Below are 23,604 nucleotides of genomic sequence, written 5' to 3' on the forward strand. Positions count from 1 at the left end.
GCGCGTGATCGGCATCGACCCCGGGCTGACCCGCTGCGGGGTCGGTGTTGTCGAGGGGACCCTCGGCAGGCCGCCCAGGCTGGTGGCCGTCGGCGTGGTGCGCACCTCGACGGGGTTGGACCTCGCCCGCCGGCTGCTGGCCCTCGAGGAGGGGCTGGCCGCCTGGTTCGACGAGTACCGCCCGGAGGCTGCCGGCATCGAGCGGGTCTTCGCCCAGCACAACCTGAACTCCGTGATGGACACCGCGCAGGCCTCGGGGGTCGCGGCGGTCTCCGCGGCACGCCGCGGCCTGCCCGTCACCTTCCACACCCCGAGCGAGGTCAAGGCGGCCGTGACGGGCTCCGGCACGGCCGACAAGGCCCAGGTGACGCAGATGATCACCCGGATCCTCAAGCTGGCCGAGGCCCCCAGGCCCGCGGACGCCGCCGACGCGCTCGCGGTGGCCGTCACCCAGATCTGGCGCGGCGGCGCCACCAACCGCTACGCCGCGGCTGTCGCGGCAGCGAAGGGGAAGCGATGATCGCCCAGCTGACCGGTACCTGTGTCCGCGCAGGTGCCACCACCTGCGTGCTGGATGTGGGCGGCGTGGGCTACCTCCTGCACGTGACGCCCGCTACCGCGGCGTCTCTCAGGCCGGGGGAGCAGGTGACGCTCGCCACGTCCCTCATGCTGCGGGAGAATGCCGTGACACTCTTCGGGTTCGCCGACGAGCACGAGCGGGACGCATTCGAACTCGCGCAGTCGGCCTCGGGCGTCGGCCCGAAGCTCGCGCTGGCGATCGTGTCGGTGCTCAGCCCCTCCGAGCTGCGCCGCGCCGTGCAGAGCGAGGACCTCGCACGGCTGACGGCCGTGCCCGGCATCGGGCGCAAGGGTGCGGAGAAGATCGTGATCGAGCTGCGGGACAAGGTCGTCACCCTCGTCGACCCGGACTCGCCCGAGCCTCAGGAGTCTCCCGCGCAGCAGGCCCAGGAACTGTGGCGTGCGCAGGTCAGCGACGGCCTGCAGGGGCTCGGCTGGTCCGCCCGCGATGCGGAGGCAGCCTGCGACAACGTGGCCCACCTGGTCGACGAGACGCCCGACATCGGCGTGGCGCAGCTGCTGCGCGCCGCCCTGAACTCGCTGGCCAGGCGCTGATGGACGACTCCGCCGTCGACCCGCACGCCACCGTCGAGGAGCGCGACTACGAGGCAGCGCTGAGGCCCCGCTCGCTTGCCGAGTTCGAGGGCCAGCCCCGTGTCCGCGAACAGCTCGGTCTCGTGCTGGATGCCGCCCTCCACCGCGGCACCGCGCCGGACCATGTGCTGCTGTCCGGGCCCCCCGGGCTGGGCAAGACCACCCTGGCGATGATCATCGCCGCCGAACTGGGTGTCGGGCTCAGGATCTCGTCGGGGCCGGCCATCCAGCACGCCGGCGACCTCGCGGCCATCCTGTCCGGCCTGGCCGAGGGTGACGTGCTCTTCCTCGACGAGATCCACCGCCTTTCCAGGCCCGCCGAGGAGATGCTCTACCTGGCGATGGAGGACTACCGGGTCGACGTCATCGTCGGCAAGGGACCCGGCGCGACCGCGATCCCCATCGAGCTTCCCCCGTTCACGCTGGTCGGTGCCACGACGCGCGCCGGCATGCTGCCCGGCCCGCTGCGCGACCGCTTCGGTTTCACGGCGCAGCTCGACTTCTACGACCCGGCCGACCTTGCCTTCATCGTCGGTGCCTCCTCGTCGAAGCTGGGCATCCGCATCGACGACGCCGCGCGCGTCGAGATCGCCCGCCGCTCGCGGGGCACCCCCCGGATCGCCAACCGGCTGCTGCGCCGCGTGCGTGACTTCGCCCAGGTGAAGGGACACGAGGTCGCGACACGCGACGTCGCCCGCGCCGCGCTGGAGCTTTACGAGGTCGACGAGAGGGGGCTCGACAGGCTTGATCGCGGCGTCCTTGATGCCCTGATCAGACTCTTCGACGGCGGCCCCGTCGGGCTGTCGACGCTCGCGCTGAGCGTCGGGGAGGAGATCGAGACGGTGTCAGAGGTCGCAGAGCCTTTCCTGATCCGGGAGGGGATGCTCGTGCGCACGCCCCGCGGCCGGATCGCGACCAGGGCCGGCTACCGGCACCTCGGAGTGAGGCCCCCGTCGACGATGCCTGCGCTGTTCGACGACGACCCCGGCACCCCGTGAACCGCCCTTGAGCGGAACACAGAGCGCTCGGCTATCCTGAGCGCTGGCCCTGACCAACATCGGAAGTGACCCCATGGAACTGATCCTCATGATGATCGCGCTGTTCGCGATCATGTATTTCCTCATGATTCGCCCGCAGCAGAAGCGCATGAAGGCCGACCAGGAGATGCGTTCGTCGCTTGCCGTCGGCGACCGCGTTCTCCTGACCTCCGGCATCTTCGCGACCATCTCGCACCTCGGTGAGCGTCAGTTCATCGTCGAGCTGGCCCCCGACATTGAGGTGACGATCCTCAAGGGCAACGTCGCACGCAAGGTCGAGGCCGCCGACGAGGAGTTCGAGTTCACCGACGAGATCGCCGCGACCGAGCCGACCGACGAGCAGGACGCCGAGGATGTCATCGTCCCCGACGACGCCTCCTGGCTGACCGCCCCCCAGTCGACCGAGGCTCCCGAGACGACCGACGAGCCCGAGACCTTCGATCCCACGCCGGCGCCGGGTGAGGGCCTCGCCGACGAGCAGCCGCGTACCGAGGACAACAAGTAGCAGTGGCCACCTCCGCGAAGCGAGGACGCCCAGGAGTCGTCCTCACAGTCTTCCTCCTGATCATCGTCGGCCTGTACCTCATCATGGGCCTGACGAAAACCTGGGCCCCGAAGCTGGGCCTCGACCTGCAGGGCGGTCAGACCATCACGCTGACCGCCACCAGCGAGAACGTGACCCCCGAGTCGCTCGAGCTGGCGCGCAACATCATCCAGCAACGCGTCGACGGCCTCGGCGTCGGCGAGGCGACGGTGGCGGTGCAGGGCGACCGGCACATCGTGGTCTCCGCACCGAACGTGACGAGCGACGACCTGGTGGAGCTGGTGGGCGCCACGGCGCAGCTGAGCTTCCGCCCGGTTCTCCAGTCCGGGGCCGGCACCGGCCCGTCGGACGACGCGGACGCCGTCCCGGGGCTGCCCACGCCCGCGCCGAGCCCGGAGGCCTCCGCCTCCGCGGACGAGCCTTCGGTCGACAACGAGCAGCTCTCCATCGACGAGGTGCTCGCTTACACCGCGACCGAGGAGGACCTCGAGAACTTCGCGAACTTCGTCTGTGGCGACACCGTCGTGGACGATCCCTCCAGGGCCATCGTGGCGTGCGACGACGAGGGCACCTACAAGTACCTCCTCGGCCCCACGGCCGTCCTCGGCACCGAGCTGGATACCGCCGCGTACGGCATCCCGACCGGCGACCTCTCCTACGTGGTGACCCTGTCGCTCAAGTCGACGGGGGCCGAGCAGTTCAAGCAGCTGACCGGCGCGCTCCTGGACAAGACGAGCCCCGAGAACCTGTTCGCGATCGTGCTCGACGGCATCGTCGAGTCCGCGGTCGAGCCGCAGGTGCAGATCACCAACGGCGAGGCGCAGATCAGCGGCTCGTTCACCGCCGACTCCGCAGCCTCGCTCGCCAACGTGTTGAAGTACGGCTCGCTGCCTGTCAGCTTCGAGCCCAGCCAGGTCGAGACCGTCTCCGCGACTCTCGGAGGGGAGCAGCTGCGCGTCGGCATCATCGCCGGCATCATCGGCATGGCCGCCGTCGCGCTCTACTCCTTCATCTACTACCGCGGCATGGGCATCGTGGTCGTCGCCTCCCTCGTGGTGGCCGCCTCCGCGACCTACGCGATGATGGTGCTGCTCGGCAGCGCGGTCGGGTTCTCGTTGAGCCTCGCTGGCATCGCGGGCGCCATCGTCGGTATCGCCGTGACGGCGGACTCCTTCGTCATCTACTTCGAACGGATACGCGACGAGATCCGCGACGGGCGCAGTCTGCGCTCGTCGCTGGTCTCCGGCTGGGAGAAGGCCCGCGGCACGATCATCATCTCCGATGCCGTGTCGCTGCTGTCGGCCGTGATCCTGTTCATCGTCGCCATCGGGTCGGTGAAGGGATTCGCCTTCACGCTCGGCCTGACCACGATGATCGACCTGGCCGTCGTGTTCTTCTTCACCAAGCCGCTCGTGCAGCTGCTAGGTCGGACGAAGTTCTTCGGCGAGGGCCACAAGTGGTCCGGCCTGGATGCTGAGCACATGGGCGTCAGCCGCGACTCGCTGCTCGGTCGGCGGCTGCGTCGCCGTACCCCGGTCACTCACGACGTCACCGCGTCCCAGACGACTCAGGAGGCGTGATGTCGACCCCCAAGATGAGCATCGCCCACCGGCTCTACACCGGCCAGCTCAGCTACGACTTCATCAAGCACCGTAGGCAGTGGTTCATCGTCTCCGGCGTGCTGGTGGTGGCGAGCATCCTGCTGCTGCTGGTGCGAGGACTGACGCTGGGTATCGAGTTCACCGGCGGTACGGATTTCCAGGCCCCGATGAAGATCGAGGCGGGCACGGTGGACACCGTCCGGGCACAGGTGGCCGACCTCACGGTCTCTGACCTGGAACCTCAGGTCTTCTCGCTCGGCGAGACGGCCATCCGCATCCAGACCCGCACGCTCGACACCGAGGAGCTGCAGACGACCCGCGCCGAGATCGCCCAGATCGCAGGCGTGGACAGCTCCGAGGTGGCCTACAACGCCATCGGCGCGTCCTGGGGCAAGGAGATCTCCCGGCAGGGCGTGATCGCGCTGCTGGTGTTCACCGTGCTGGTGATGCTCCTGATCGCCGTGTACTTCCGGGACTGGAAGATGTCGATCGCGGCGATCGTGGCCGTGGCCCACGACCTGATCGTCACGGTCGGCGTCTACGCGGCGGTGGGATTCACCGTCACTCCGTCGACCGTGATCGGCGTGCTCACGATCCTCGGCTATTCGCTCTACGACACCGTCGTGGTGTTCGACAAGATCCGTGAGAACGTGCACGGGCTCGAGGAGTCCAACCACACCTACTCGGAGCAGGCGAACCTGGCGGTCAACCAGGTCATCGTCCGCTCGATCAACACGACCGTCATCGGCATCATCCCCGTCGTCGCGCTCTTCGTCGCCGGCACCTGGCTCCAGTCGGCTCAGCTTGCCGACCTCGGCCTCGCCCTGCTGGTCGGCATGATCGCCGGCGCCTACTCCTCGCTGTTCATCGCCGCCCCGCTGCTCGCGTGGCTGCGGGAGCGGGAGCCCGGCATGGTCAAGCACCGCGAGCAGATCCAGCGCCGTGCGGAGCGGGCGGAGCGCAAGGCGGCCCAGCGCGAGGCCGAGGCCCTTGCCCTGGCGACCGCAGGAGGCCCCGCGCCGGTCGAGACCTCACACCGGCAGCAGCGTCGAACCTCCGGCAGCCGGGCCGAGCGGAAGGGGCGGAAGAAGTGATGTCGACACGCGAGTCCCGCGTGGAGAGGGTCGCGTCTCTGATCCGTGACGTGCCTGACTTCCCGAGCCCCGGGGTCATGTTCAAGGACATCACGCCGCTGTTGAGCAACCCGATCGGATTCCAGGCCGCGATCACGGAGCTGGTGACGAGCGCGCCGCGCCCCATCGACACAGTCGTGGGGATGGAGGCGCGCGGGTTCATCTTCGCCGCCCCCGTCGCGCTGGCGCTCGGTGCCGGGTTCGTGCCCGTCCGCAAGCCCGGCAAGCTGCCGGGCGACACGGTCAGCGCCAGCTACGAGCTGGAGTACGGCGAGAACACGCTCAGCATCCACCGCGACGCGGTGCGCCCCGGCGCCCGCGTGATGGTGGTCGATGACGTGCTCGCCACCGGCGGCACCATCGGAGCCACCGCAGCGCTGGTGCGGGAGCTCGGCGCGGAGGTCGCCCAGGTGAGCGTCGTGATGGAGCTGAGCTTCCTGAGCGGTCGCGACAGGCTGGCGGAGCTCGGCATCGACAATTACTCCGCTCTGGTGACAGTCTGAGCCCATGGCAAAGCTGCGCTCCAGGGGCGAACTCATGTCCCTGGTCTCCATGCCGAGGATCGAGACCTCGCCGTTCAAGGAACTTGCACGGCGAGGTTTCTTCGCCCTCCTCCTGCTGTTCACCATCACGGCGATGGTGTGGCTCGACCGCGGGTCCTACATCGACAACACGGCCGCCGACGGCGTCTCGCTGATCGACGCGCTGTACTACGCGACCGTCACCGTCACCACCACCGGGTACGGCGACATCACACCCATCACCGCGCACGCCCGGTTGCTCAACGCGCTGATCATCACGCCGCTGCGGGTCACCTTCCTGGTTGTGTTGGTCGGTACCACCATCGAGGTGCTCGCGAACCAGGGCAGCCGCAGCATCCGGGACTCGATCTGGAGGAAGAAGATGCGCAATCACGTCGTCGTCATCGGCTACGGCACCAAGGGCCGCAGCGCCGTCAACACGCTGCGTCGACAGGGGGAGACGGCCGAGCGGATCGTGGTCATCGACTCCGACGCGGTCGCGGTCAACGAGGCCAACATCGACGGGCTGGCCGCCTTCCAGGGCGACGCCACCCGCCGGGAGCTCCTGAGGCGGGCGGAGGTCAGCAAGGCCCGCCAGGTCATCATCTGCCTCGATCGCGACGACGCGGCGGTGCTGGCGACGCTGACCGTGCGGCAGCTGAACCCGACCGCCGGCGTGATCGTCGCCGTCAGGGAGCAGGCCAATGTTCCCCTGGTCAAGCAGTCCGGGGCCTCGTCGGTCGTCACCAGTTCTGAGACGGTCGGCCGCCTGCTCGGCCTGTCCGCGATCGGGCCGGACATGGGCACCATCATCCAGGACATGCTGACCGGCGGGGAGGGGCTCGAGGTACATCAGCGGCTCGCCGAGGCCTCCGAGGCAGGGCAGCCGCCATCGGCCGTGCAGGGGGAGCGCGTCATCGGCGTGGTCCGCAACGGGACGCTGCGCCGCTTCTACGACAAGACGGCCACCCGCATCGAGGTGGGCGACGAGCTGATCGTGGTGCGGCGCGCCCAGCCGCCGAGCAACCGCGACGTGTTGCGCAGGGACGAGGACTGAGTATCGGGACCGCGGGCGGTCCGGAGGCGGGGTTGCCGGACACACTAGAGTGGGCGCATGGCTGAAGAGGCGGCGCCCACCGGTGCTTCCCGGCTCGTGACCGGGCCCGAACAGCCGCGCCTGCGGATGCGACACCGGCTCGCGCGGCTCGGAGCGGTGCGCTCCAAGTCGGCGGTCCTCGACCCCCTCTTCCGCATCGTCAAGTCGAACCACCCGAAGGCCGACCTCGCCATCCTCGAGCGCGCCTACCGGGTCGCGGAGCGATACCACGAGGGCCAGACCCGCAAGTCGGGCGACCCGTACATCACGCATCCGCTCGCCGTCGCCACGATCCTGGCCGAGCTCGGCATGACGGAGCCCGTGCTCGTGGCCGCGCTGCTGCACGACACGGTCGAGGACACCGAGTACACGCTGGAGGACCTGCGCGCCGAGTTCTCCGACGAGGTAGCCCGGATGGTCGACGGCGTCACGAAGCTCGACAAGCTCACCTACGGCGAGACCGCGAAGGCCGAGACCATCCGCAAGATGATCATGGCCACCAGCGAGGAGGTGCGCGTGCTTGTCATCAAGCTCGCCGACCGCCTCCACAACATGCGCACCATCGGCTACCTGCGGCCGGACAAGCGCGTGCGCATCGCCACCGAGACCCTCAACATCTTCGCGCCGCTTGCCCACCGGCTGGGCATGAACACCATCAAGTGGGAGCTCGAGGACCTCTCCTTCGCCACGATCGAGCCGAAGATCTATGCCGAGATCGTCGAGATGGTCGCGCAGCAGGCGCCCGGCAGGGAGCGCTACCTCCGCGAGCTGATCGCCGAGTTCCAGACCATGCTCGCCGAATCGAAGATCCAGGCCACCGTCTACGGCAGGCCGAAGCACTACTACTCGATCTACCAGAAGATGATGGTGCGCGGCCGCGACTTCCGCGACATCTACGACCTCATCGGTCTGCGTGTCCTCGTGGCGGACGTGAAGGACTGCTACGCCGTGCTCGGCGTGGTGCACGCGGGCTGGAAGCCGGTGCCCGGCCGGTTCAAGGACTACATCGCGGTCCCGAAGTTCAACCTGTACCAGTCGCTGCACACCACGGTGCTCGGGCAGAACAACGAGCCGGTCGAGTTCCAGATCCGCACGTACGAGATGCATCGCCGCGCCGAGTACGGTGTCGCGGCCCACTGGAAGTACAAGGAGGATCTGCGCCACGGCGTCACGCCGGAGGAGGCGGGCCTCAAGGCGATGCACCAGCTGTCGGTGATGAGCAAGGAGACCGAGGACCCCGGTGAGTTCCTCGACTCGGTGCTGTTCGAGATCAACTCCGACGAGATCTACGTCTTCACGCCGAAGGGCGAGGTGATGGCCCTGCCCGTCGGCGCGACACCCGTCGACTTCGCCTTCGCCGTGCACACCGAGATCGGCTATCGGACCATCGGCGCGCGCGTGAACGGGAGGCTGGTGGCGCTCAGCACCCCGCTGCAGCAGGGCGACAAGATCGAGATCCTCACCTCGAAGGCGGAGGGAGCAGGGCCCAGCCGCGACTGGCTGAGCTTCGTCGTCAGCTCCCGGGCACGGCAGAAGATCAAGGCCCACTTCTCGCGCGAGCGGCGCGACGAGACCATCGAGCAGGGCAAGGAGATGCTCGCGCGCGACCTGCGCCGCACGGGCCTGCCGATGCAGCGGCTGCTGACGCTCGAGAACCTGACCGCGGTGGCGAACGACCTCGGACACAAGGACGTGCCCTCCCTCTACGTCGCCATCGGGGACGGCCAGGTCGGCGCACAGTCGGTGGTCGAGAAGCTCGTGCAGCTGCACGGCGGGGAGGAGGAGACCGCCGACACCGTCACGGAGGACGTGGTCGTCACCCGACGCCGGCGTCCGTTCCGCGACGGCGCCCACATCCTGGTCGACGGCGACGACTCCATGCAGGTCAAGCTCGCCAAATGCTGCTACCCGCTGCCTGGCGACGAGATCGTCGGCTTCGTCACGCGCACCGAGGGCGTCAGCGTGCACAGGGCCGACTGCACCAACGTGCCGGCGCTGATGAAGCAGCCCGAGCGCATAGTCAAGGTCGAGTGGTCCGGCATCGAGCAGGGCAGCACGTTCCTCGTGACGGTGCAGATCGAGGGGATCGACCGCGCCCGCCTGCTCTCGGACGTCTCGGCCGCCCTCTCGGAGCAGCACGTCGACATCCTGAGCGTGAACATCGCCACCAACAGACAGCGTCAGTTCACCGGCAAGTTCACGTTCGAGTCGGCCGACCCCACCCACCTGCAGCACGTGATGAACCAGGTCCGACGCGTCCCTGGCGTCTACGACGTGTACCGCGTCAGCGGCTGATCCTCACACGACCCACAACGCCGCGGGGCCGCCGACCGGAGAAGGTCGGCGGCCCCGCGGCGTCGGATCGGGTCAGCGGGTGAAGTCGTCGAGGGTCGCCTTGGCCTGGTCGAGCCAGGAGGTGTAGGTCTCGATGGACTTTGCCGCGTCGCGCGCCTTGCGGGCGTCGCCCTTCGCCTCCGCGTCGGCGAGGTCTTTGTTCAGCTTCTCGATCTGGGCGCTGAACATCGCGACAGTGTCCTCGGCGCGCTTACGCGCCTCGGGATCCGTGCGCTTCCACTCGGCGGCCTCGAGGTCGGCGATCTTCGAGCCGAGGGAGCGGACCTTGTTGTCGAGGTCGCGCATCGCCTGACGCGGCACGTGGCCGATCTCGGAGAACTTCGAGAGGAACTCGCGGTGGATGCTCTTGGCCTGCTCGACGTCGGTGACGCCCTCGAGATCCTTCGTGACCTGCTCGACGAGCGCCTGCTTGGCGGCCAGATTCTCGCCCTGCTCACCGTCGACCGCGCTCTGCGCGGCGGTGCGGGCGTCGAAGAACCGGTCCTGGATGGCGCGGAACTTCGCCCACAGGGCGTCGTCGTCGGCGCGGCGGGCGCTGCCGGCCGCCTTCCAGCGGGCCATCAGGTCGCGGAACGCGCCGGAGGTGGCGCCCCAGTCGGTCGAGTCGGCGAGCGGCTCGGCCTCGGCGATGATGGCCTCCTTGACGGCCTTCGCGGAGTCGCGGCGGGTGTTCAGCTCGGCGAAGTGGGCCTTGCGGCGGCGGGTGTACTGCGTGCGTGCCGAGGAGAACCGGTGCCACAGGTCGTTGTCGGTCGCGCGGTCGATGCGGGGGAGTGCCTTCCACTCCTCCAGCAGGACCCGGAACCGGTCGACCCCGCCGCGCCAGTCGTTGCCTACCGCGAGCGACTCTGCCTCGGTGACCATGGCCTCCTTGGCGGCGGCCGTGGCGGCGTGCTGCTCGGCCTTGGCGGCCTTGCGGGCCTCGATCTGGGCGGGCAGCAGCTCGCCGATCGCGTCGAGCCGGCGCAGCAGCGCGTCGAGGTCGCCGACCGCGTTGGCCTCGGCGACGGAGGCGCGGGCCGTCGCGATCGCGGTCTTGGCCTCCTCGGGGCTCATGGCGTGCGCGTTGACGCGCGACTCGAGGAGGCTGACCTCCGCGGCCAGGTTCTCGAAGCGACGGACGTAGAACGCCATCGCCTCTTCGGGGGTGGAGTCGGGGATCTGCCCGACACTTCTTTCGATGCCACCCTGGGTGACGTAGACCGTTCCGTCGGGATCGACGCGGCCGAAGTCGGAGGGCGCTTGCAGTTCGCTCATGCCCCCAATCTAACCCGATCCGCCGACACGGTGCTCACCTGGCCCACCCCTGTTTCACCCGCGCGCGCCAACTGTTACGTCGTCGTGACCGGAATCCGAGTTCGTCGGGGCGTTCCTCGCGGCGCCTGACGCGGCGGTAGCATGGCCGCGATGTACCCGCCCGAGAACCTGTGAGGTCCCGCCTTGGCACGCCCTAAGCCGCTCAGTGGCTTCCCCGAGTTCCTGCCCGCCGGCCGATTCGTCGAGAACCGCGTCCTCGACATCGTGCGGTCCACCTTCGAGCTGCACGGCTTCGCGCCGATCGAGACCCGCGCCGTGGAGCCGCTGGACCAGCTGGCCCGCAAGGGCGAGATCGACAAGGAGATCTACGTCGTCCGCCGCCTGCACGCGCAGGAGGGCGAGGCCGACGAGCTCGGGCTGCACTTCGACCTCACCGTGCCGTTCGCCCGCTACGTGCTGGAGAACTCCGGGCACCTGCAGTTCCCGTTCCGCCGCTACCAGGTCCAGAAGGTGTGGCGCGGCGAGCGCCCGCAGGAGGGCCGCTACCGCGAGTTCACGCAGGCCGACATCGACATCGTCGGCCAGGGCGCGCTGGCCGCGCACCATGACGTGGAGATCCCGCTCGTGGCGATCGACGTGTTCGAGCGGCTGCACCGCGAGCTCGGCGTTCCGCCCGTGACGATCCACGTCAACAACCGCAAGCTGTCCGAGGGCTTCTACCGCGGCCTCGGCATCGAGGACCCCGCGCAGGTGCTGCAGCGCGTCGACAAGTACGACAAGATCGGGCCCGCCGCCGTCACGGAGCTGCTCACCGGTGAACTCGGGCTGACGGCCGCCCAGGCGGAGGCGTGCGTCGCGCTGGCAGGCATCAGCGCCACCGACGAGTCCTTCGTGGACGCCGTCCGCGCGCTGGGCGTGACGGGAGACCTCCTGGACGAGGGGCTCGCCGAGCTGGCCGCGCTCATCCGCGTGGCCCGGGCCTCGGCGCCCGGCCGCGTCGTCGTGGACCTCAAGATCGCCCGCGGGCTCGACTACTACACCGGTACCGTCTACGAGACCCTCCTCGAGGGATCCGAGAGGCTCGGGTCCGTCGCCTCGGGCGGGCGCTACGACTCGCTCGCCTCCGACGGGAAGACCACCTTCCCCGGCGTCGGCTACTCGTTCGGCATCACCCGCATCCTCGCGCCGCTGATCGGAAAGGGTCAGCTCACGGCCAGCCGCTCGGTGCCGTCCGCGGTCCTCGTCGCCGTCGACGCCGAGGAGACCCGCGAGGCCTCCATCGCCGTCGCCGCACAGCTGCGGTCGCGGGGCATCCCGGTCGAGGTCGCGCCGAAGCCCGACAAGTTCGGCAAGCAGATCCGCTACGCCGAGCGGCGCGGGATCCCCTTCGTGTGGTTCGGCGCGGGCCACGACGACTCGGTCAAGGACATCCGCTCCGGCGAGCAGTCCGCGGCCTCGCCCGATGCCTGGACCCCACCCGAGGCGGACCTGCGCCCGGGGATCATCGCGGGCTGATACGCCGTGGATGAGGTGCGGCTGCGGCGACTCGGCCGCAGCAGCTGGTCGCTGCTCGGGATCATCGCGCTCGTCGTGGTCGCCGCCTCCGCGATCGGCGCCATCAGGGGGATCGTCGTCCCGCTCGTGATCGCGGTGATCCTCGGCGTCGTCCTCGAGCCACTCGTCGAGTGGCTCGAGCGGCGCGGCCTGGCGCCGACGCTCGCCACCGTGGCTGCGCTGCTCGTCGCTGTCGCGGTCGCGGCCGGCGTGCTGCTGATCGTCGTGTGGGGGTTCCTCCGCCAGCTGCCCGAGATCTCGGCGCAGCTCATGCTCGGCTGGGAGTCCCTCGTGGCCTGGGCGAGGGGTCTCGATGTCGACGCCTTGTGGCTCGAGCGTGCGAGGGTGGCCGTCCAGGACTCCGTGCCCGCGGTCAGCCAGGGCATCCTCGGTGCCCTTTCGAGCACCTTCTCGGGCCTCCTCTCGTTCGGCGTCGGCACGTTCTTCGCGATCTTCTTCCTCTTCTTCGTGCTGCGCGACGCGCGCACCTTCCCGCAGTGGCTGGCCCGCGTGACCAGGATGGCACCGCGCACGGTGGACGCGGTGACGTCGGCGGCGAAGAACTCGATCCGCGGCTACTTCAAGGGCATCGCGCTCACGGCTCTCATCACCGCCCCCATCTTCATGATCCCGCTGCTCCTGCTGAAGGTCCCGCTGGCCGTGCCGATCTTCATCCTCTACTTCTTCCTCTCCTTCATCCCGTTCCTCGGCGCCTGGCTCACCGGCGCCTTCGCGATCCTGATCGCCTTTGGCACCGGAGGGGCGTCCGCGGCGCTGATCGTGGCGCTGTCGCTGCTCGTATCCAACGGCACCATCCAGAGCGCCGTCAGCTCCTGGGCCCTCGGCTCATCGCTGCGGATCCATCCCGTCGCCGTGCTCCTCGCGACGCTCGTCGGCGGGACCATCGCCGGCACGCTGGGCATGGTCCTCGGCGCCCCGCTCGTGGCCGCCGCGAAGCGCGCCGCCGACGCCCTGCACGGGATTCGGCAGGAGTAGGGCTGGCCGATATCATGGCCGTCGCGAGCTGCACCGTCTATGCAGCCGACGACGAAAGGAATATGCCGTGATCCGCACCCATGAAGCCGGAACGCTCCGCGCCGCAGACGTTGGCAAGGAGGTCGTCCTCGCCGGATGGGTGGCCAAGCGTCGAGACCACGGCGGCGTCGCCTTCATCGACCTGCGCGACGCCTCGGGCATCTCCCAGATCGTCGTGCGCGACGAGTACCTCGAGTCGGCGGGCATCCACGACCTGCGCAACGAGTTCTGCATCAAGGTGACCGGCGTCGTCGACGCGCGCACCCCCGAGAACGTGAACCCGAACATCCCCACCGGCGAGGTGGAGGTCGCGATCCGTGAGCTGGAGGTCCTGAACCCCGCCGCGCCGCTGCCGTTCCAGATCGACGAGCGCTCCGGCGTCGGCGAGGACGCGCGCCTCAAGTACCGCTACCTCGACCTGCGCCGCCAGCGCCAGCACGACGCCATGGTGCTGCGCTCCGACGTCACGCACACCATCCGCGAGGTCCTCGCGGCGCGGAACTTCTACGACATCGAGACGCCGACCCTGACGCGCTCCACGCCCGAGGGCGCCCGCGACTTCATCGTCCCGGCCCGCCTGCACCCGGGCAAGTGGTACGCGCTGCCCCAGAGCCCCCAGCTCTTCAAGCAGCTGCTGATGGTCGCCGGCATGGAGCGCTACTACCAGATCGCCCGCTGCTACCGCGACGAGGACTTCCGCGCCGACCGCCAGCCGGAGTTCACCCAGCTCGACATCGAGATGAGCTTCGTCGACCAGGACGACGTGATCGCGCTGGGCGAGGCCGTCATGGCCGCCTGCTGGAAGCTGATCGGCGTCGACATGCCCACGCCGCTGCCCCGCATGACGTGGCACGACGCGATGGACAACTACGGCTCCGACAAGCCCGACCTGCGCTTCGACCTCAGAATCCGCGAGCTGACCGACTTCTTCTCCGACACCCCGTTCCGCGTGTTCCAGAACCCCTACGTCGGCGGCGTCGTCATGCCCGGCGGGGCCTCGCTGCCGCGCCGTCAGTTCGACGCATGGCAGGAGTGGGCCAAGCAGCGCGGCGCCAAGGGCCTCGCCTACATCACGGTGGGTGAGGACGGCACGCTCGGCGGCCCCGTCGCCAAGAACATCTCGGAGGTCGAGCGCGACGGCATCGCCGAGGCGATGGGCGCCAACCCCGGCGACGCGATCTTCTTCGCCGCCGGCTCCCGCGAGGCGTCGCAGGAGCTGCTCGGCGCCGCCCGCCTGGAGATCGGCCGCCGCACCGGCCTGATCGACGAGAGCGCGTGGAGTTTCCTGTGGATCGTCGACGCGCCGATGTTCAAGTCCACGGCCGACGCGGTCGCCTCGGGTGACGTCGCCGTCGGCGAGGGCAAGTGGACCGCCGTGCACCACGCGTTCACATCGCCCAAGCCCGAGTCCCTCGACACGTTCGACACCGACCCCGGCTCGGCGCTCAGCTACGGCTACGACTTCGTCTGCAACGGCAACGAGGTCGGCGGCGGCTCGATCCGTATCCACCGCCGCGACGTGCAGGAGCGGGTGTTCAACGTGATGGGGATCGGCGCCGAGGAGGCCCAGGAGAAGTTCGGCTTCCTGCTGGACGCCTTCAGCTTCGGCGCCCCGCCGCACGGCGGCATCGCGTTCGGCCTCGACCGTCTCGTCATGCTGCTCGGCGGCTTCGAGACGATCCGTGACGTCATCGCGTTCCCGAAGAGCGGCGGCGGCTTCGACCCGCTGACCGAGGCCCCGGCCGAGATCTCCGTCAAGCAGCGCCGCGAGGCCGGCGTGGACGCGAAGCCCGAGAAGAAGGGCGACGCGGAGAAGAAGGCGGAGGCACCCTCGGCCTGACCTGCCCACAGACGGAAGGACGCCGACGGCCACTGGCCGTCGGCGTCCTCACGTTGTGCGGGCACTCAGATCAGGCCACGCGGCAGGGTCCAGGGGCGCAGCACCAGCCACAGCGCCAGCGTCGCGCAGACGGCGCACGCGAGCATGGCGGTGCCCATCGGGGCGGCGCTGGTCATCGGCACGAGCCCGATGAGCGGGCCGACGAGCGAGCCCATCAGCATGGTGGTGGAGCCCTGCAGCGACGCCGCGGTGCCGGAACGGTCGCGGTGGTTCATCAGCGTCAGGAGCTGCGTGCACGGCGCCGAGCTGCCGAAGGCGAGCGTGAACGCGAACAGCGCGGGCACCAGCGGCTGCCATCCGGCGTGCGCCGCGTTGAGCAGCAGGACCGCGCCACCGGCCAGCATCATCAGCACGGTCGATCCCGCAAGCACCCACTGAGGCCCGAACCGGGTGGCGAGACGGCTCCCGGACTGCACGCCGATGAACACGCCGCAGCTGCAGATGGCGAACACTGCGCCGAAGCCCTGCGCGCTCAGCCCGTAGACCTCCTGCAGCAGGACCGACGAGCTCGAGACGTAGCTGAACAGGCCACCGAAGGCGAACGCAGACACCGTGATGGCGCCGAGCGAGATGCGGTCGCCCAGCACGCGGCCGAATCCCCCCAGCAGCGGCGCGAGGCCTCCGGTGGTGCGCTCGGACGGCGGGCGCGTCTCGACGGTCACCACGAAGATCAGCAGCACCACGAGAGAGCCGTAGCAGGCCAGGGCCCAGAAGATGCCCTGCCAGGGCATGAAGGAGACCATCCAGGAGCCGACGATGGGGGCGACGATCGGCGCAAGCCCGTTGATCAGCGCCAGCCTCGACAGCATGACCACCAGCGGACGGCCGCTGAACAGGTCACGGGCCATTGCCATCGCGACGACGGCTCCGCCCGCGGCGCCGATGCCCTGCAGCGCGCGCATAGCCGTCAGGAAGCCGACGCTCGGCGCGATCGCGACCATGACGGAGGCGAGGACGTGAACGGCCGAGCAGACGACCAGCGGCCACCTGCGGCCGAGACGGTCGCTGAGCGGCCCCACGATCAGCTGGCCCAGCGCGAACCCGATCGTCGTGGCCGACAGGGTCACCTGGATCTGCGCGTCGCTGAGCGCCCACTGCTCCTTGATCACCGGGAAGGCGGGGAGATAGAGATCGATCGTGAACGGGCCCAGCCCCGTCAGGAGGCCGAGAGTGACGATCAGGGCGATGCGGCGCCGCTTCGAGAAGCGGTTACCGAGGTCGGATTCCATGGGCAGCCTCAGGGGATCAGTTGCGGAAGGAGACAAACGACGAGCATACCGAGTGCCATTCCGTTTTCACGAAACCAGGAACGGGGCGTGGACGGATAGGGTGGGGGAGTGTCCACCGACCTCTTCGGCAACCCCGACCCCACGCCGCCGCAGCGTGGCGGGTCGCTGAGCGACGCCACCAACCCTCAGGCCCCGCTCGCCGTTCGGCTGAGGCCGCGCACGCTCGACGAGATCGTGGGGCAGCGTCAGCTGCTCGCTCCGGGATCGCCGCTCCGCAGGCTCGCCGAGGGCGCCCCGATGTCGGTGTTCCTCTGGGGGCCGCCCGGGGTGGGCAAGACGACGATCGCCTCGGTGGTCTCGCGCGCCACGAAGCGCCGGTTCGTGGAGCTCTCCGCGGTGACCGCCGGGGTGAAGGAGGTGCGCGCGGAGCTCGAGATGGCCCGCGCCGAGCTGGCCAGGGGCAGGGCGACGGTCCTGTTCGTGGACGAGGTGCACCGCTTCTCCAAGGCCCAGCAGGACGTGCTGCTGCCGGCCGTCGAGAACCGGCTCGTCACGCTCATCGCCGCGACGACGGAGAACCCGTCGTTCTCGGTCATCTCACCTCTCCTGTCGCGTTCCCTCCTGCTGCGGCTGCAGCCGCTCACCGACGACGACCTCGGCGGCCTGCTGGAGCGCGCGCTGACCGACGAGCGGGGCGTCCGCACCGCCGACGGGGAACACCTGACGCTCGACGACGAGGCCCGCGCCCTGATCATCCGGCTGGCCGGCGGCGACGCGCGCCGGGCGCTGACCTATCTGGAGGAGTCGGCCGCCGCGGCCGATGCGCTCGGCGCCACGCAGATCTCCCAGGCCGCCGTCGAGTCCTCGGCCGACCGGGCCGCGGTCCGCTACGACCGCGACGGCGACCAGCACTACGACATCATCAGCGCCTTCATCAAGTCCATCCGCGGCTCAGACGTCGACGCCGCCCTGCACTACCTGGCGCGGATGCTTGAGGCCGGCGAGGATCCGCGGTTCATTGCCAGGCGCCTGATGATCTCGGCCTCCGAGGACATCGGCATGGCGGCGAGCGGGGTGCTGCAGACCTGCGTGGCCGCCGCCCAGGCGGTGCAGCTGCTCGGCATGCCGGAGGCGCGCATCACGCTCGCGCACGCGACCGTGGCCGCCGCGACCGCCCCGAAGTCCAACGCGGCGTACCTGGCCCTCGACGAGGCTATCGCCGACGTGCGGGCGGGGAAGGGCGGGCTCGTGCCGCCGCACCTGCGCGACGCGCACTACGCGGGGGCGAAGGCGCTCGGCCACGGGCAGGGTTACAGATACCCCCACGACTACCCGCACGGGGTCGTCGAGCAGACCTATCTCCCGGACGACCTCGCGGACGCGTCGTACTACCGGCCGACGGACAACGGCCAGGAGGCCGTGATCGCGGAGCGGGTCGCGGCCCTACGCCACCTGCTGCGGCCCTGACCGTTCGGCTACAGTAGCCGCCATGACCGTAGGGGAAATCGCTGGACTGATCGCGGCTATCGCCGCCTGCGTGCTCGTTGCGCTCGCCGCAGTGCCGCTGCTGAAGCTCGGGCGCGTGCTGGACGAGCTGCGCCTGGCCGTGCGCGACGTCGGCAACAACAGCGTCCCGATCCTCCAGGAGCTCAAGGGCACCGTCGTCGCCACGAACGACGAGATCGCCAAGTTGAGCGTCGTGACCGAGGACGCGAGCCGCGTCTCCGGACACGCGACCGTCGTCACCGAGAACGCGGCCCAGCTGTCCACGCTGTTCGCCGCCACCCTCGGCGGGCCGCTGGTCAAGACCGCGGCCTTCACCTACGGCGTCCGCCAGGCGTTCAAGGGCAAGAAGGGCAAGTGATGCGCCGCCTCTTCTGGATCCTCATCGGCGCCGGGATCGCCGTGGCCGTGGTGTTCAAGGGCAGGGAGCTGTACCGCCGGATCACGCCCCGCGGCATCGCGGAGCAGGTCGAGCAGCAGGGCCACCGGGCCGCCTCCGGTTTCGGCGACTTCGTCGCGACGTTCCGCGTCGCCATGGCCGACCGTGAGGCCGAGCTGCGCCGCGAGCTGAACATCCCCACCACCACCAACGACTGAACCTCCGCTAAGGACCACACCACATGAAGACCTCCGAGATCCGGAGCCGCTACCTCGACTTCTTCGCGAAGTTCGACCACACCGTCGTGCCCAGCGCCTCGCTGCTGTACAACGATCCGACGCTGCTGTTCGTCAACGCCGGCATGGTGCCGTTCAAGCCGTACTTCCTGGGCGACGAGCCGTCGCCGTACAAGCGGGCCGTCTCCGTGCAGAAGTGTGTGCGGACCCTCGACATCGACGAGGTCGGCAAGACCACCCGCCACGGCACGTTCTTCCAGATGCTCGGCAACTTCTCCTTCGGCGACTACTTCAAGGAAGGCGCCATCAACTATGCCTTCGATCTGGTCACCGGTGCCGAATCGGCGGGCGGGTGGGGCTTCGACGCCGACCGCGTCTGGGTCACTGCTCTGCACGGCGACAACGAGACCATCGACCTGTGGCAGCAGGCCGGCATCCCCCGGGAGCGGATCCAGGAGCGTGGGCTCAAGGACAACTACTGGCACATGGGCATCCCCGGCCCCGGCGGCCCCTGCTCGGAGATCTACATCGACCGCGGCCCGGAGTTCGGCGCCGACGGCGGCCCGGAGGCCGACGAGGACCGCTTCCTCGAGATCTGGAACCTGGTGTTCCAGTCCGAGGAACTCTCCGCCGTCCGAGCCAAGGACGACTTCGACGTGCTGCGTCCCCTGCCCGCGAAGAACATCGACACCGGCTCTGGCCTTGAGCGCGTCGCGCTGCTCAAGCAGGGCGTCGCGAACATGTACGAGATCGACGAGATCCGCCCCGTCATCGACAAGGCATCCGAGCTGTCCGGCCGCCGTTACGGCGCCGACCCGGCCGACGACATCCGTTTCCGGGTCGTCGCGGACCACGTCCGCTCGGGCCTGATGCTGATGACCGACGGCGTGAGCCCCGGCAACGAGGCACGCGGGTACGTGCTGCGTCGCCTGCTGCGGCGCGTGATCCGCGCCATGCGCCTGCTCGGCGTGCAGGACCCGGTGCTCGGCGAGCTGCTGCCCGTCTCCCGCGACCTGATGCGCGTGTCCTACCCCGACATCGACCAGGCATGGGAGCGCGTCTCGCAGTCGGCCCAGGCGGAGGAGGAGACCTTCCGCCGCACGCTGGCCTCCGGCACCGTGATGTTCGACACCGCCGTGACGGAGGCGAAGGCCGCCAGGTCCACCGCGCTGCCCGGCGCCAAGGCCTTCCAGCTGCACGACACGTTCGGGTTCCCGATCGACCTGACGATGGAGATGGCCTCCGAGGCCGGCCTGAGCGTCGACCGCGCAAAGTTCGACTCGCTCATGAAGGAGCAGAAGGACCGCGCCCGCGCCGACGCGAAGGCCAAGAAGGGCGGGCTCAGCTCGCACGAGGCCTACCGCGAGCTCCGCGAGGCCGGCGAGACGCCGTTCCTCGGCTACACCGACCTCGGCGTGACCACGAGGATCCGCGGCATCATCGCCGACGGCGCCGTGATCGACCGCGCCACCGACGGGTCCACCGTGGAGATCGTGCTGGAGGAGACCCCGTTCTATGCGGAGTCCGGCGGCCAGGACGCCGACCGCGGCATCATCACGGGCGACGGTTTCTCCCTCAACGTCATCGACGTGCAGCGCCCCGTCCCCGGCATGGTCGTGCACCGCGTCGAGGTCCTCGGCGAGCTACCGCTCGGCGCCGGGGTCGACGCCCGGGTCGACGCCGCCGCGCGCCACGGCTCCTGTCAGGCGCACACCGCGACCCACATCGTGCACGCCGCGCTGCGCCAGCTGGTCGGTTCCACCGCCACGCAGGCCGGCTCCTACAACAAGCCCGGCTACATGCGCTTCGACTTCTCGTCGACCAAGGGGCTCTCCGAGCAGCTGAAGCAGGAGGTCGAGGCCGTCTCCAACGAGGCGATCACCTCGAACTACGCCGTCACCGCCACCGAGATGCCCCTGGCGCAGGCCAAGGCTCTCGGAGCCATGGCGATGTTCGGCGAGAAGTACCCGCCGATCGTGCGCATGGTCGAGCTGGGCGGTCCCTGGTCCCGCGAGCTGTGCGGCGGCACGCACGTCGCCGCGACCGCAGAGATCGGCGTTCTGAACCTGCTCAGCGAGTCCTCCATCGGCTCGGGCGTGCGCCGCGTCGAGGCGCTGGTCTCGACCGACGCCTTCGCGAAGTTCGCCGCGGAGCGAGCGCTGGTGAGCGCGCTGACCGACACCCTGCGGGTCCAGCCCGACCAGGTCGTCGGCCGCGTCGAGAAGCTGATCGCGCAGCTGAAGGACGCCGAGAAGCAGATCGCGGCCCTCAACGCGGAGAAGCTGCTCGCCGGCGCCCAGGCCATGGTGTCCAAGGCCGTGGACGCGGGCGGAGTGCGCTACCTCGGCGTCGCGGTGCCCGGCGTCTCCGGGGGAGACCTCCGTACCCTCGCCATCGACCTGCGCGAGCGCCTCGGCTCGGAGGCGGCCGTCGTCGCCCTGGTCGGCGGGGACGCGAAGCCCACCGCCATCGTCGCGACGAACGAGGCGGCCCGCGGCCTCGGCCTCGGGGCCGGAAGGCTGATCTCCCGCGCCTGCGCGGAGCTCGGCGGCAAGGGCGGCGGCAAGGACGACCTGGCCCAGGGCGGCGGCACGGACGCATCCGGCGCCCAGCGCGCCCTCGACGCGGTGCGTGAGGCCATCGCCCAGCGTGGCTGACCGCGCGCGGCTCGGCATCGACTGGGGCAAGGCACGCATCGGCGTCGCCGCCTCCGGGGCCGGCACGGACTTCGCCTACCCGGTGACGACCGTGCCCGCCGGCGTCGACGAGCAGCGTCGCCTGCTCGAGATCGTCGTCGAGTACGAGCCGACAGTGATCTACGTCGGCCTGCCGCTCACTCTGTCGGGGGAGTACGGTTTCGCCGCGCAGTTCGTGCTGGAGAAGGCCGCTTCGCTCGCCGCCGCCGTGGCGGATGTGGAGGTCCGGCTCGTGGATGAGAGAATGAGCACTGTCACGGCGTCGCGCAGCATGGGGAGCGCGGGCCGCAAGGCGAAGCAGCAGCGCAATGTCATCGACCAGGCGGCCGCTGTCGACATTCTGCAACGAGCGCTGGACGCCGAGGGGCGGACCGGGGCACCTGCGGGGCGACCCGCACCGAGGGAGGAAACGTGAGCCCAGCATTCCGGAACGACGACAAGAGCCTGAACTGGCGCACCGTCGGCTACTGGGCGCGCAGCGTGTTCGCGGTCCTTCTGTCGCTGACGGTGCTGGTCGGCGGCGGCTGGTTCGTCTACTCGAAGGCGCACGACGCGTACATCGCCTGGCGGACCACGGACGACTACATCGGTGATGGCACCGACCCCGTCGAGGTGCTGATCCCCAAGGGTGCCTCCATCACGCAGATCGGTGACATCCTGACCGAGGACGGCGTCGTCCGCTCCACCAAGGCCTTCCGCCAGGCAGCGCAGGACTCCGGCCAGGCAGACAAGCTGCAGGCGGGTCGCTACGAGCTGAAGAAGGAGCTCCCGGCGGAGACCGCGTTTGCGATGCTGCTCGACTCGGACAACCTGGTGCGTCTGAAGGTGACCTTCCCCGAGGGGACGACCGACGCGGAGCAGTTCGAGATCATCTCCTCGAAGCTCGACGTCGAGCTCGAGACGGTCCAGAAGGCCGCGAAGCAGACCGACAAACTCACGTCGCTGCCGGAGTTCGCCGACGGTGACCTGGAGGGCTACCTCTTCCCGTCGACCTATGAGGTGGCCGAGCCCGTCAAGCCGCTGTCGATCTTCGCCTCGCAGATCACCCAGTTCAACAAGATCGCCGAGAAGCTGTCGCTGGAGGGCCGCGCAGAGGATCTCGGCTACAGCCCCGACGAGGTCGTCACCGTCGCGTCCATCATCGCCAGCGAGGTCAGCAACGTCGAGGACCAGGCGAACGTCGCCGCCGTCATCTACAACCGCCTCGACGCCGACATGCCACTGCAGATGGACTCGACCGTCCACTACGCGGTCGGCAAGTCCGGCAAGGTCACCACCACCGCCGAGGACCGCAAGTCGGACTCGCCGTACAACACCTACGTGCACAAGGGCCTGCCGCCCGGTCCGATCAGCAACCCGGGCGAGACCGCGCTCGAGGCCGCACTGCACCCGGCCGACGTCGACTACAAGTACTTCGTGACCGTCAACCTCGAGACGGGCGAGACGAAGTTCGCCGACACGCTCGACGAGCACAACGCCAATGTGGCCGAGTTCCAGCAGTGGTGCCAGGCCAACGCGGACAAGGGACTCTGCTGAGGCACGCGGGCGTCGTCGGGGATCCGGCGGCGCACTCCCTGTCCCCGGCGATCCACCGCGCGGGCTACGCCGCGGTCGGCCTCGACTGGGACTACGAGGCGTTCACCGTGGCGCCTGCGGACCTCGAGGCCTTCGTGCGCGGGCGCCTCGCCGACCCGGCGTGGTCCGGGCTGAGCGTCACGGCCCCCCACAAGGAGGCCATCCTCGCCTTCGGCGAGCCCGACGAACCCACCCGGCTGCTGGGCGCCGGCAACACGCTCGTGTTCGACGGCGGTGCCGCCCGGATCTACAACACGGACGTGCCCGGGTTCGTGCGCGCCTGGCGGGCCCGTGGGCTGCCGGCGCCCTCCAGCGTCGCGATCGTCGGCAACGGCGCCACCGCACGGTCGATCATGCTCGCCGTCGCCGGGCTCGGCGCCCGCGACGTCACGCTCCTGGTCCGCGACCCGGCCCGGGCCGCGAAGGCTGTAGCGCTCGGCCGTGACCTGGGGCTCGCGGTCGGTGTCCGGCTGCTGGGGGAGAGGATCGACGCGGTTGACCTCGTCGCCAACACCATCCCGGCTGCCGCCACCGCCCCCCACGCCGGGCCACTGGCCGCCGCGGCCGGGACTGTCTTCGACGTCGTCTACGACCCGTGGCCCACTCCGCTGGGGCAGGCGGCGCAGCTGCAGGGGATCCCGGGCCTCAACGGCCTCGACCTGCTCGCCGGGCAGGCCGTCGACCAGTTCTTCCTGCTCACGGGGGCCGAGGTCAGCTACGACCTGTGCCGCTCAGCAGCCGGTCGGGAACTCAGCCGCCGGGCGGCTCTCTGACACAATG

21 protein-coding genes are annotated in these 23,604 nt (G+C 69.7%); 19 read left to right on the plus strand and 2 right to left on the minus strand.

What is annotated here, in order from left to right; genetic code table 11:
• The first annotated feature begins 7 nt into the window (after window positions 1-7).
• From ruvC to KDB89_RS06720, 9 genes are all read left to right on the plus strand, one after another.
• Entirely contained in the window at window positions 8-520 is a 513-nt protein-coding gene (gene ruvC, locus KDB89_RS06680) for a crossover junction endodeoxyribonuclease RuvC (RefSeq protein WP_219084226.1), read from the plus strand.
• Entirely contained in the window at window positions 517-1,134 is a 618-nt protein-coding gene (ruvA, locus tag KDB89_RS06685) for a Holliday junction branch migration protein RuvA (protein ID WP_219084054.1), read from the plus strand. Before ruvC ends, ruvA begins: the two co-directional genes overlap by 4 nt.
• A complete protein-coding gene (ruvB, locus tag KDB89_RS06690; protein ID WP_219084055.1) occupies window positions 1,134-2,171 on the plus strand; it encodes a Holliday junction branch migration DNA helicase RuvB in 1,038 nt (345 codons plus the stop codon). The genes ruvA and ruvB overlap by 1 nt, the downstream gene beginning before the upstream one ends.
• 73 nt (window positions 2,172-2,244) lie before the next feature.
• Entirely contained in the window at window positions 2,245-2,715 is a 471-nt protein-coding gene (yajC, locus tag KDB89_RS06695; RefSeq protein WP_219084056.1) for a preprotein translocase subunit YajC, read from the plus strand.
• A gap of 2 nt (window positions 2,716-2,717) precedes the next feature.
• On the plus strand, window positions 2,718-4,334 hold the full coding sequence (secD, locus tag KDB89_RS06700) for a protein translocase subunit SecD (RefSeq protein WP_439654875.1): 1,617 nt from the start codon (window positions 2,718-2,720) through the stop codon (window positions 4,332-4,334).
• Window positions 4,334-5,449, plus strand: coding sequence for a protein translocase subunit SecF (secF, locus tag KDB89_RS06705; RefSeq protein WP_219084057.1), 1,116 nt, complete (start codon window positions 4,334-4,336; stop codon window positions 5,447-5,449). The genes secD and secF overlap by 1 nt, the downstream gene beginning before the upstream one ends.
• On the plus strand, window positions 5,449-5,991 hold the full coding sequence (locus tag KDB89_RS06710) for an adenine phosphoribosyltransferase (RefSeq protein ID WP_219084058.1): 543 nt from the start codon (window positions 5,449-5,451) through the stop codon (window positions 5,989-5,991). Before secF ends, KDB89_RS06710 begins: the two co-directional genes overlap by 1 nt.
• Before the next feature lie 4 nt (window positions 5,992-5,995).
• Window positions 5,996-7,066, plus strand: coding sequence for a potassium channel family protein (locus KDB89_RS06715; RefSeq protein WP_219084059.1), 1,071 nt, complete (start codon window positions 5,996-5,998; stop codon window positions 7,064-7,066).
• A gap of 57 nt (window positions 7,067-7,123) precedes the next feature.
• Window positions 7,124-9,400: a RelA/SpoT family protein gene (locus tag KDB89_RS06720; protein WP_219084060.1), complete on the plus strand. Its 2,277-nt coding sequence runs from the start codon at window positions 7,124-7,126 to the stop codon at window positions 9,398-9,400.
• Window positions 9,401-9,472: 72 nt separating this feature from the next.
• Here KDB89_RS06720 and KDB89_RS06725 read toward each other — a convergent pair whose 3' ends face one another.
• Window positions 9,473-10,717, minus strand: coding sequence for a DUF349 domain-containing protein (locus tag KDB89_RS06725; RefSeq protein ID WP_219084061.1), 1,245 nt, complete (start codon window positions 10,715-10,717; stop codon window positions 9,473-9,475).
• Between the two features lie 183 nt (window positions 10,718-10,900).
• Here KDB89_RS06725 and hisS point away from each other — a divergent pair, with 183 nt between their 5' ends.
• The 3 genes from hisS (at window position 10,901) to aspS (ending at window position 15,146) form a co-directional block, all read left to right on the plus strand.
• A complete protein-coding gene (gene hisS, locus KDB89_RS06730) occupies window positions 10,901-12,232 on the plus strand; it encodes a histidine--tRNA ligase (protein WP_219084062.1) in 1,332 nt (443 codons plus the stop codon).
• 6 nt (window positions 12,233-12,238) lie between these two features.
• Window positions 12,239-13,267, plus strand: coding sequence for an AI-2E family transporter (locus KDB89_RS06735; RefSeq protein ID WP_219084063.1), 1,029 nt, complete (start codon window positions 12,239-12,241; stop codon window positions 13,265-13,267).
• A 67-nt stretch (window positions 13,268-13,334) separates the two neighbouring features.
• Window positions 13,335-15,146, plus strand: coding sequence for an aspartate--tRNA ligase (gene aspS, locus KDB89_RS06740; RefSeq protein WP_219084064.1), 1,812 nt, complete (start codon window positions 13,335-13,337; stop codon window positions 15,144-15,146).
• Between the two features lie 65 nt (window positions 15,147-15,211).
• Here aspS and KDB89_RS06745 read toward each other — a convergent pair whose 3' ends face one another.
• A complete protein-coding gene (locus KDB89_RS06745) occupies window positions 15,212-16,435 on the minus strand; it encodes a multidrug effflux MFS transporter (RefSeq protein WP_219084065.1) in 1,224 nt (407 codons plus the stop codon).
• Window positions 16,436-16,543: 108 nt separating this feature from the next.
• Here KDB89_RS06745 and KDB89_RS06750 point away from each other — a divergent pair, with 108 nt between their 5' ends.
• The 7 genes from KDB89_RS06750 to KDB89_RS06780 are packed head-to-tail and all read left to right on the plus strand — an operon-like array spanning window position 16,544 to window position 23,597.
• The gene (locus KDB89_RS06750; protein WP_219084066.1) at window positions 16,544-17,902 is read left to right on the plus strand and encodes a replication-associated recombination protein A; all 1,359 of its coding nucleotides are present in this window, start codon (window positions 16,544-16,546) and stop codon (window positions 17,900-17,902) included.
• Between the two features lie 22 nt (window positions 17,903-17,924).
• The gene (locus KDB89_RS06755; RefSeq protein ID WP_219084067.1) at window positions 17,925-18,299 is read left to right on the plus strand and encodes a DUF948 domain-containing protein; all 375 of its coding nucleotides are present in this window, start codon (window positions 17,925-17,927) and stop codon (window positions 18,297-18,299) included.
• The gene (locus KDB89_RS06760) at window positions 18,299-18,535 is read left to right on the plus strand and encodes a hypothetical protein (protein WP_219084068.1); all 237 of its coding nucleotides are present in this window, start codon (window positions 18,299-18,301) and stop codon (window positions 18,533-18,535) included. The genes KDB89_RS06755 and KDB89_RS06760 overlap by 1 nt, the downstream gene beginning before the upstream one ends.
• Window positions 18,536-18,558: 23 nt before the next feature.
• Entirely contained in the window at window positions 18,559-21,210 is a 2,652-nt protein-coding gene (alaS, locus tag KDB89_RS06765) for an alanine--tRNA ligase (RefSeq protein WP_219084069.1), read from the plus strand.
• The gene (gene ruvX, locus KDB89_RS06770) at window positions 21,203-21,664 is read left to right on the plus strand and encodes a Holliday junction resolvase RuvX (RefSeq protein WP_219084070.1); all 462 of its coding nucleotides are present in this window, start codon (window positions 21,203-21,205) and stop codon (window positions 21,662-21,664) included. The genes alaS and ruvX overlap by 8 nt, the downstream gene beginning before the upstream one ends.
• Complete coding sequence (gene mltG / locus KDB89_RS06775) at window positions 21,661-22,785, plus strand: endolytic transglycosylase MltG (protein ID WP_219084071.1); 1,125 nt, start codon at window positions 21,661-21,663, stop codon at window positions 22,783-22,785. Before ruvX ends, mltG begins: the two co-directional genes overlap by 4 nt.
• Window positions 22,752-23,597: a shikimate dehydrogenase family protein gene (locus tag KDB89_RS06780; RefSeq protein ID WP_255556331.1), complete on the plus strand. Its 846-nt coding sequence runs from the start codon at window positions 22,752-22,754 to the stop codon at window positions 23,595-23,597. The genes mltG and KDB89_RS06780 overlap by 34 nt, the downstream gene beginning before the upstream one ends.
• Window positions 23,598-23,604: the final 7 nt, after the last annotated feature.

The organism is Tessaracoccus palaemonis (assembly GCF_019316905.1).
Classification (GTDB): Bacteria; Actinomycetota; Actinomycetes; order Propionibacteriales; family Propionibacteriaceae; genus Arachnia; species Arachnia palaemonis.

Coding starts and splice junctions, on each gene's coding strand:
- KDB89_RS06755 (WP_219084067.1), top strand. CDS start 17,925: ATGACCGTAGGGGAAATCGCTGGACTGATCGCGGCTATCGCCGCCTGC.
- yajC (WP_219084056.1), top strand. CDS start 2,245: ATGGAACTGATCCTCATGATGATCGCGCTGTTCGCGATCATGTATTTC.
- KDB89_RS06715 (WP_219084059.1), top strand. CDS start 5,996: ATGGCAAAGCTGCGCTCCAGGGGCGAACTCATGTCCCTGGTCTCCATG.
- KDB89_RS06710 (WP_219084058.1), top strand. CDS start 5,449: ATGTCGACACGCGAGTCCCGCGTGGAGAGGGTCGCGTCTCTGATCCGT.
- alaS (WP_219084069.1), top strand. CDS start 18,559: ATGAAGACCTCCGAGATCCGGAGCCGCTACCTCGACTTCTTCGCGAAG.
- ruvA (WP_219084054.1), top strand. CDS start 517: ATGATCGCCCAGCTGACCGGTACCTGTGTCCGCGCAGGTGCCACCACC.
- secF (WP_219084057.1), top strand. CDS start 4,334: ATGTCGACCCCCAAGATGAGCATCGCCCACCGGCTCTACACCGGCCAG.
- KDB89_RS06745 (WP_219084065.1), bottom strand. CDS start 16,435: ATGGAATCCGACCTCGGTAACCGCTTCTCGAAGCGGCGCCGCATCGCC.
- ruvB (WP_219084055.1), top strand. CDS start 1,134: ATGGACGACTCCGCCGTCGACCCGCACGCCACCGTCGAGGAGCGCGAC.
- KDB89_RS06720 (WP_219084060.1), top strand. CDS start 7,124: ATGGCTGAAGAGGCGGCGCCCACCGGTGCTTCCCGGCTCGTGACCGGG.
- KDB89_RS06725 (WP_219084061.1), bottom strand. CDS start 10,717: ATGAGCGAACTGCAAGCGCCCTCCGACTTCGGCCGCGTCGATCCCGAC.
- KDB89_RS06760 (WP_219084068.1), top strand. CDS start 18,299: ATGCGCCGCCTCTTCTGGATCCTCATCGGCGCCGGGATCGCCGTGGCC.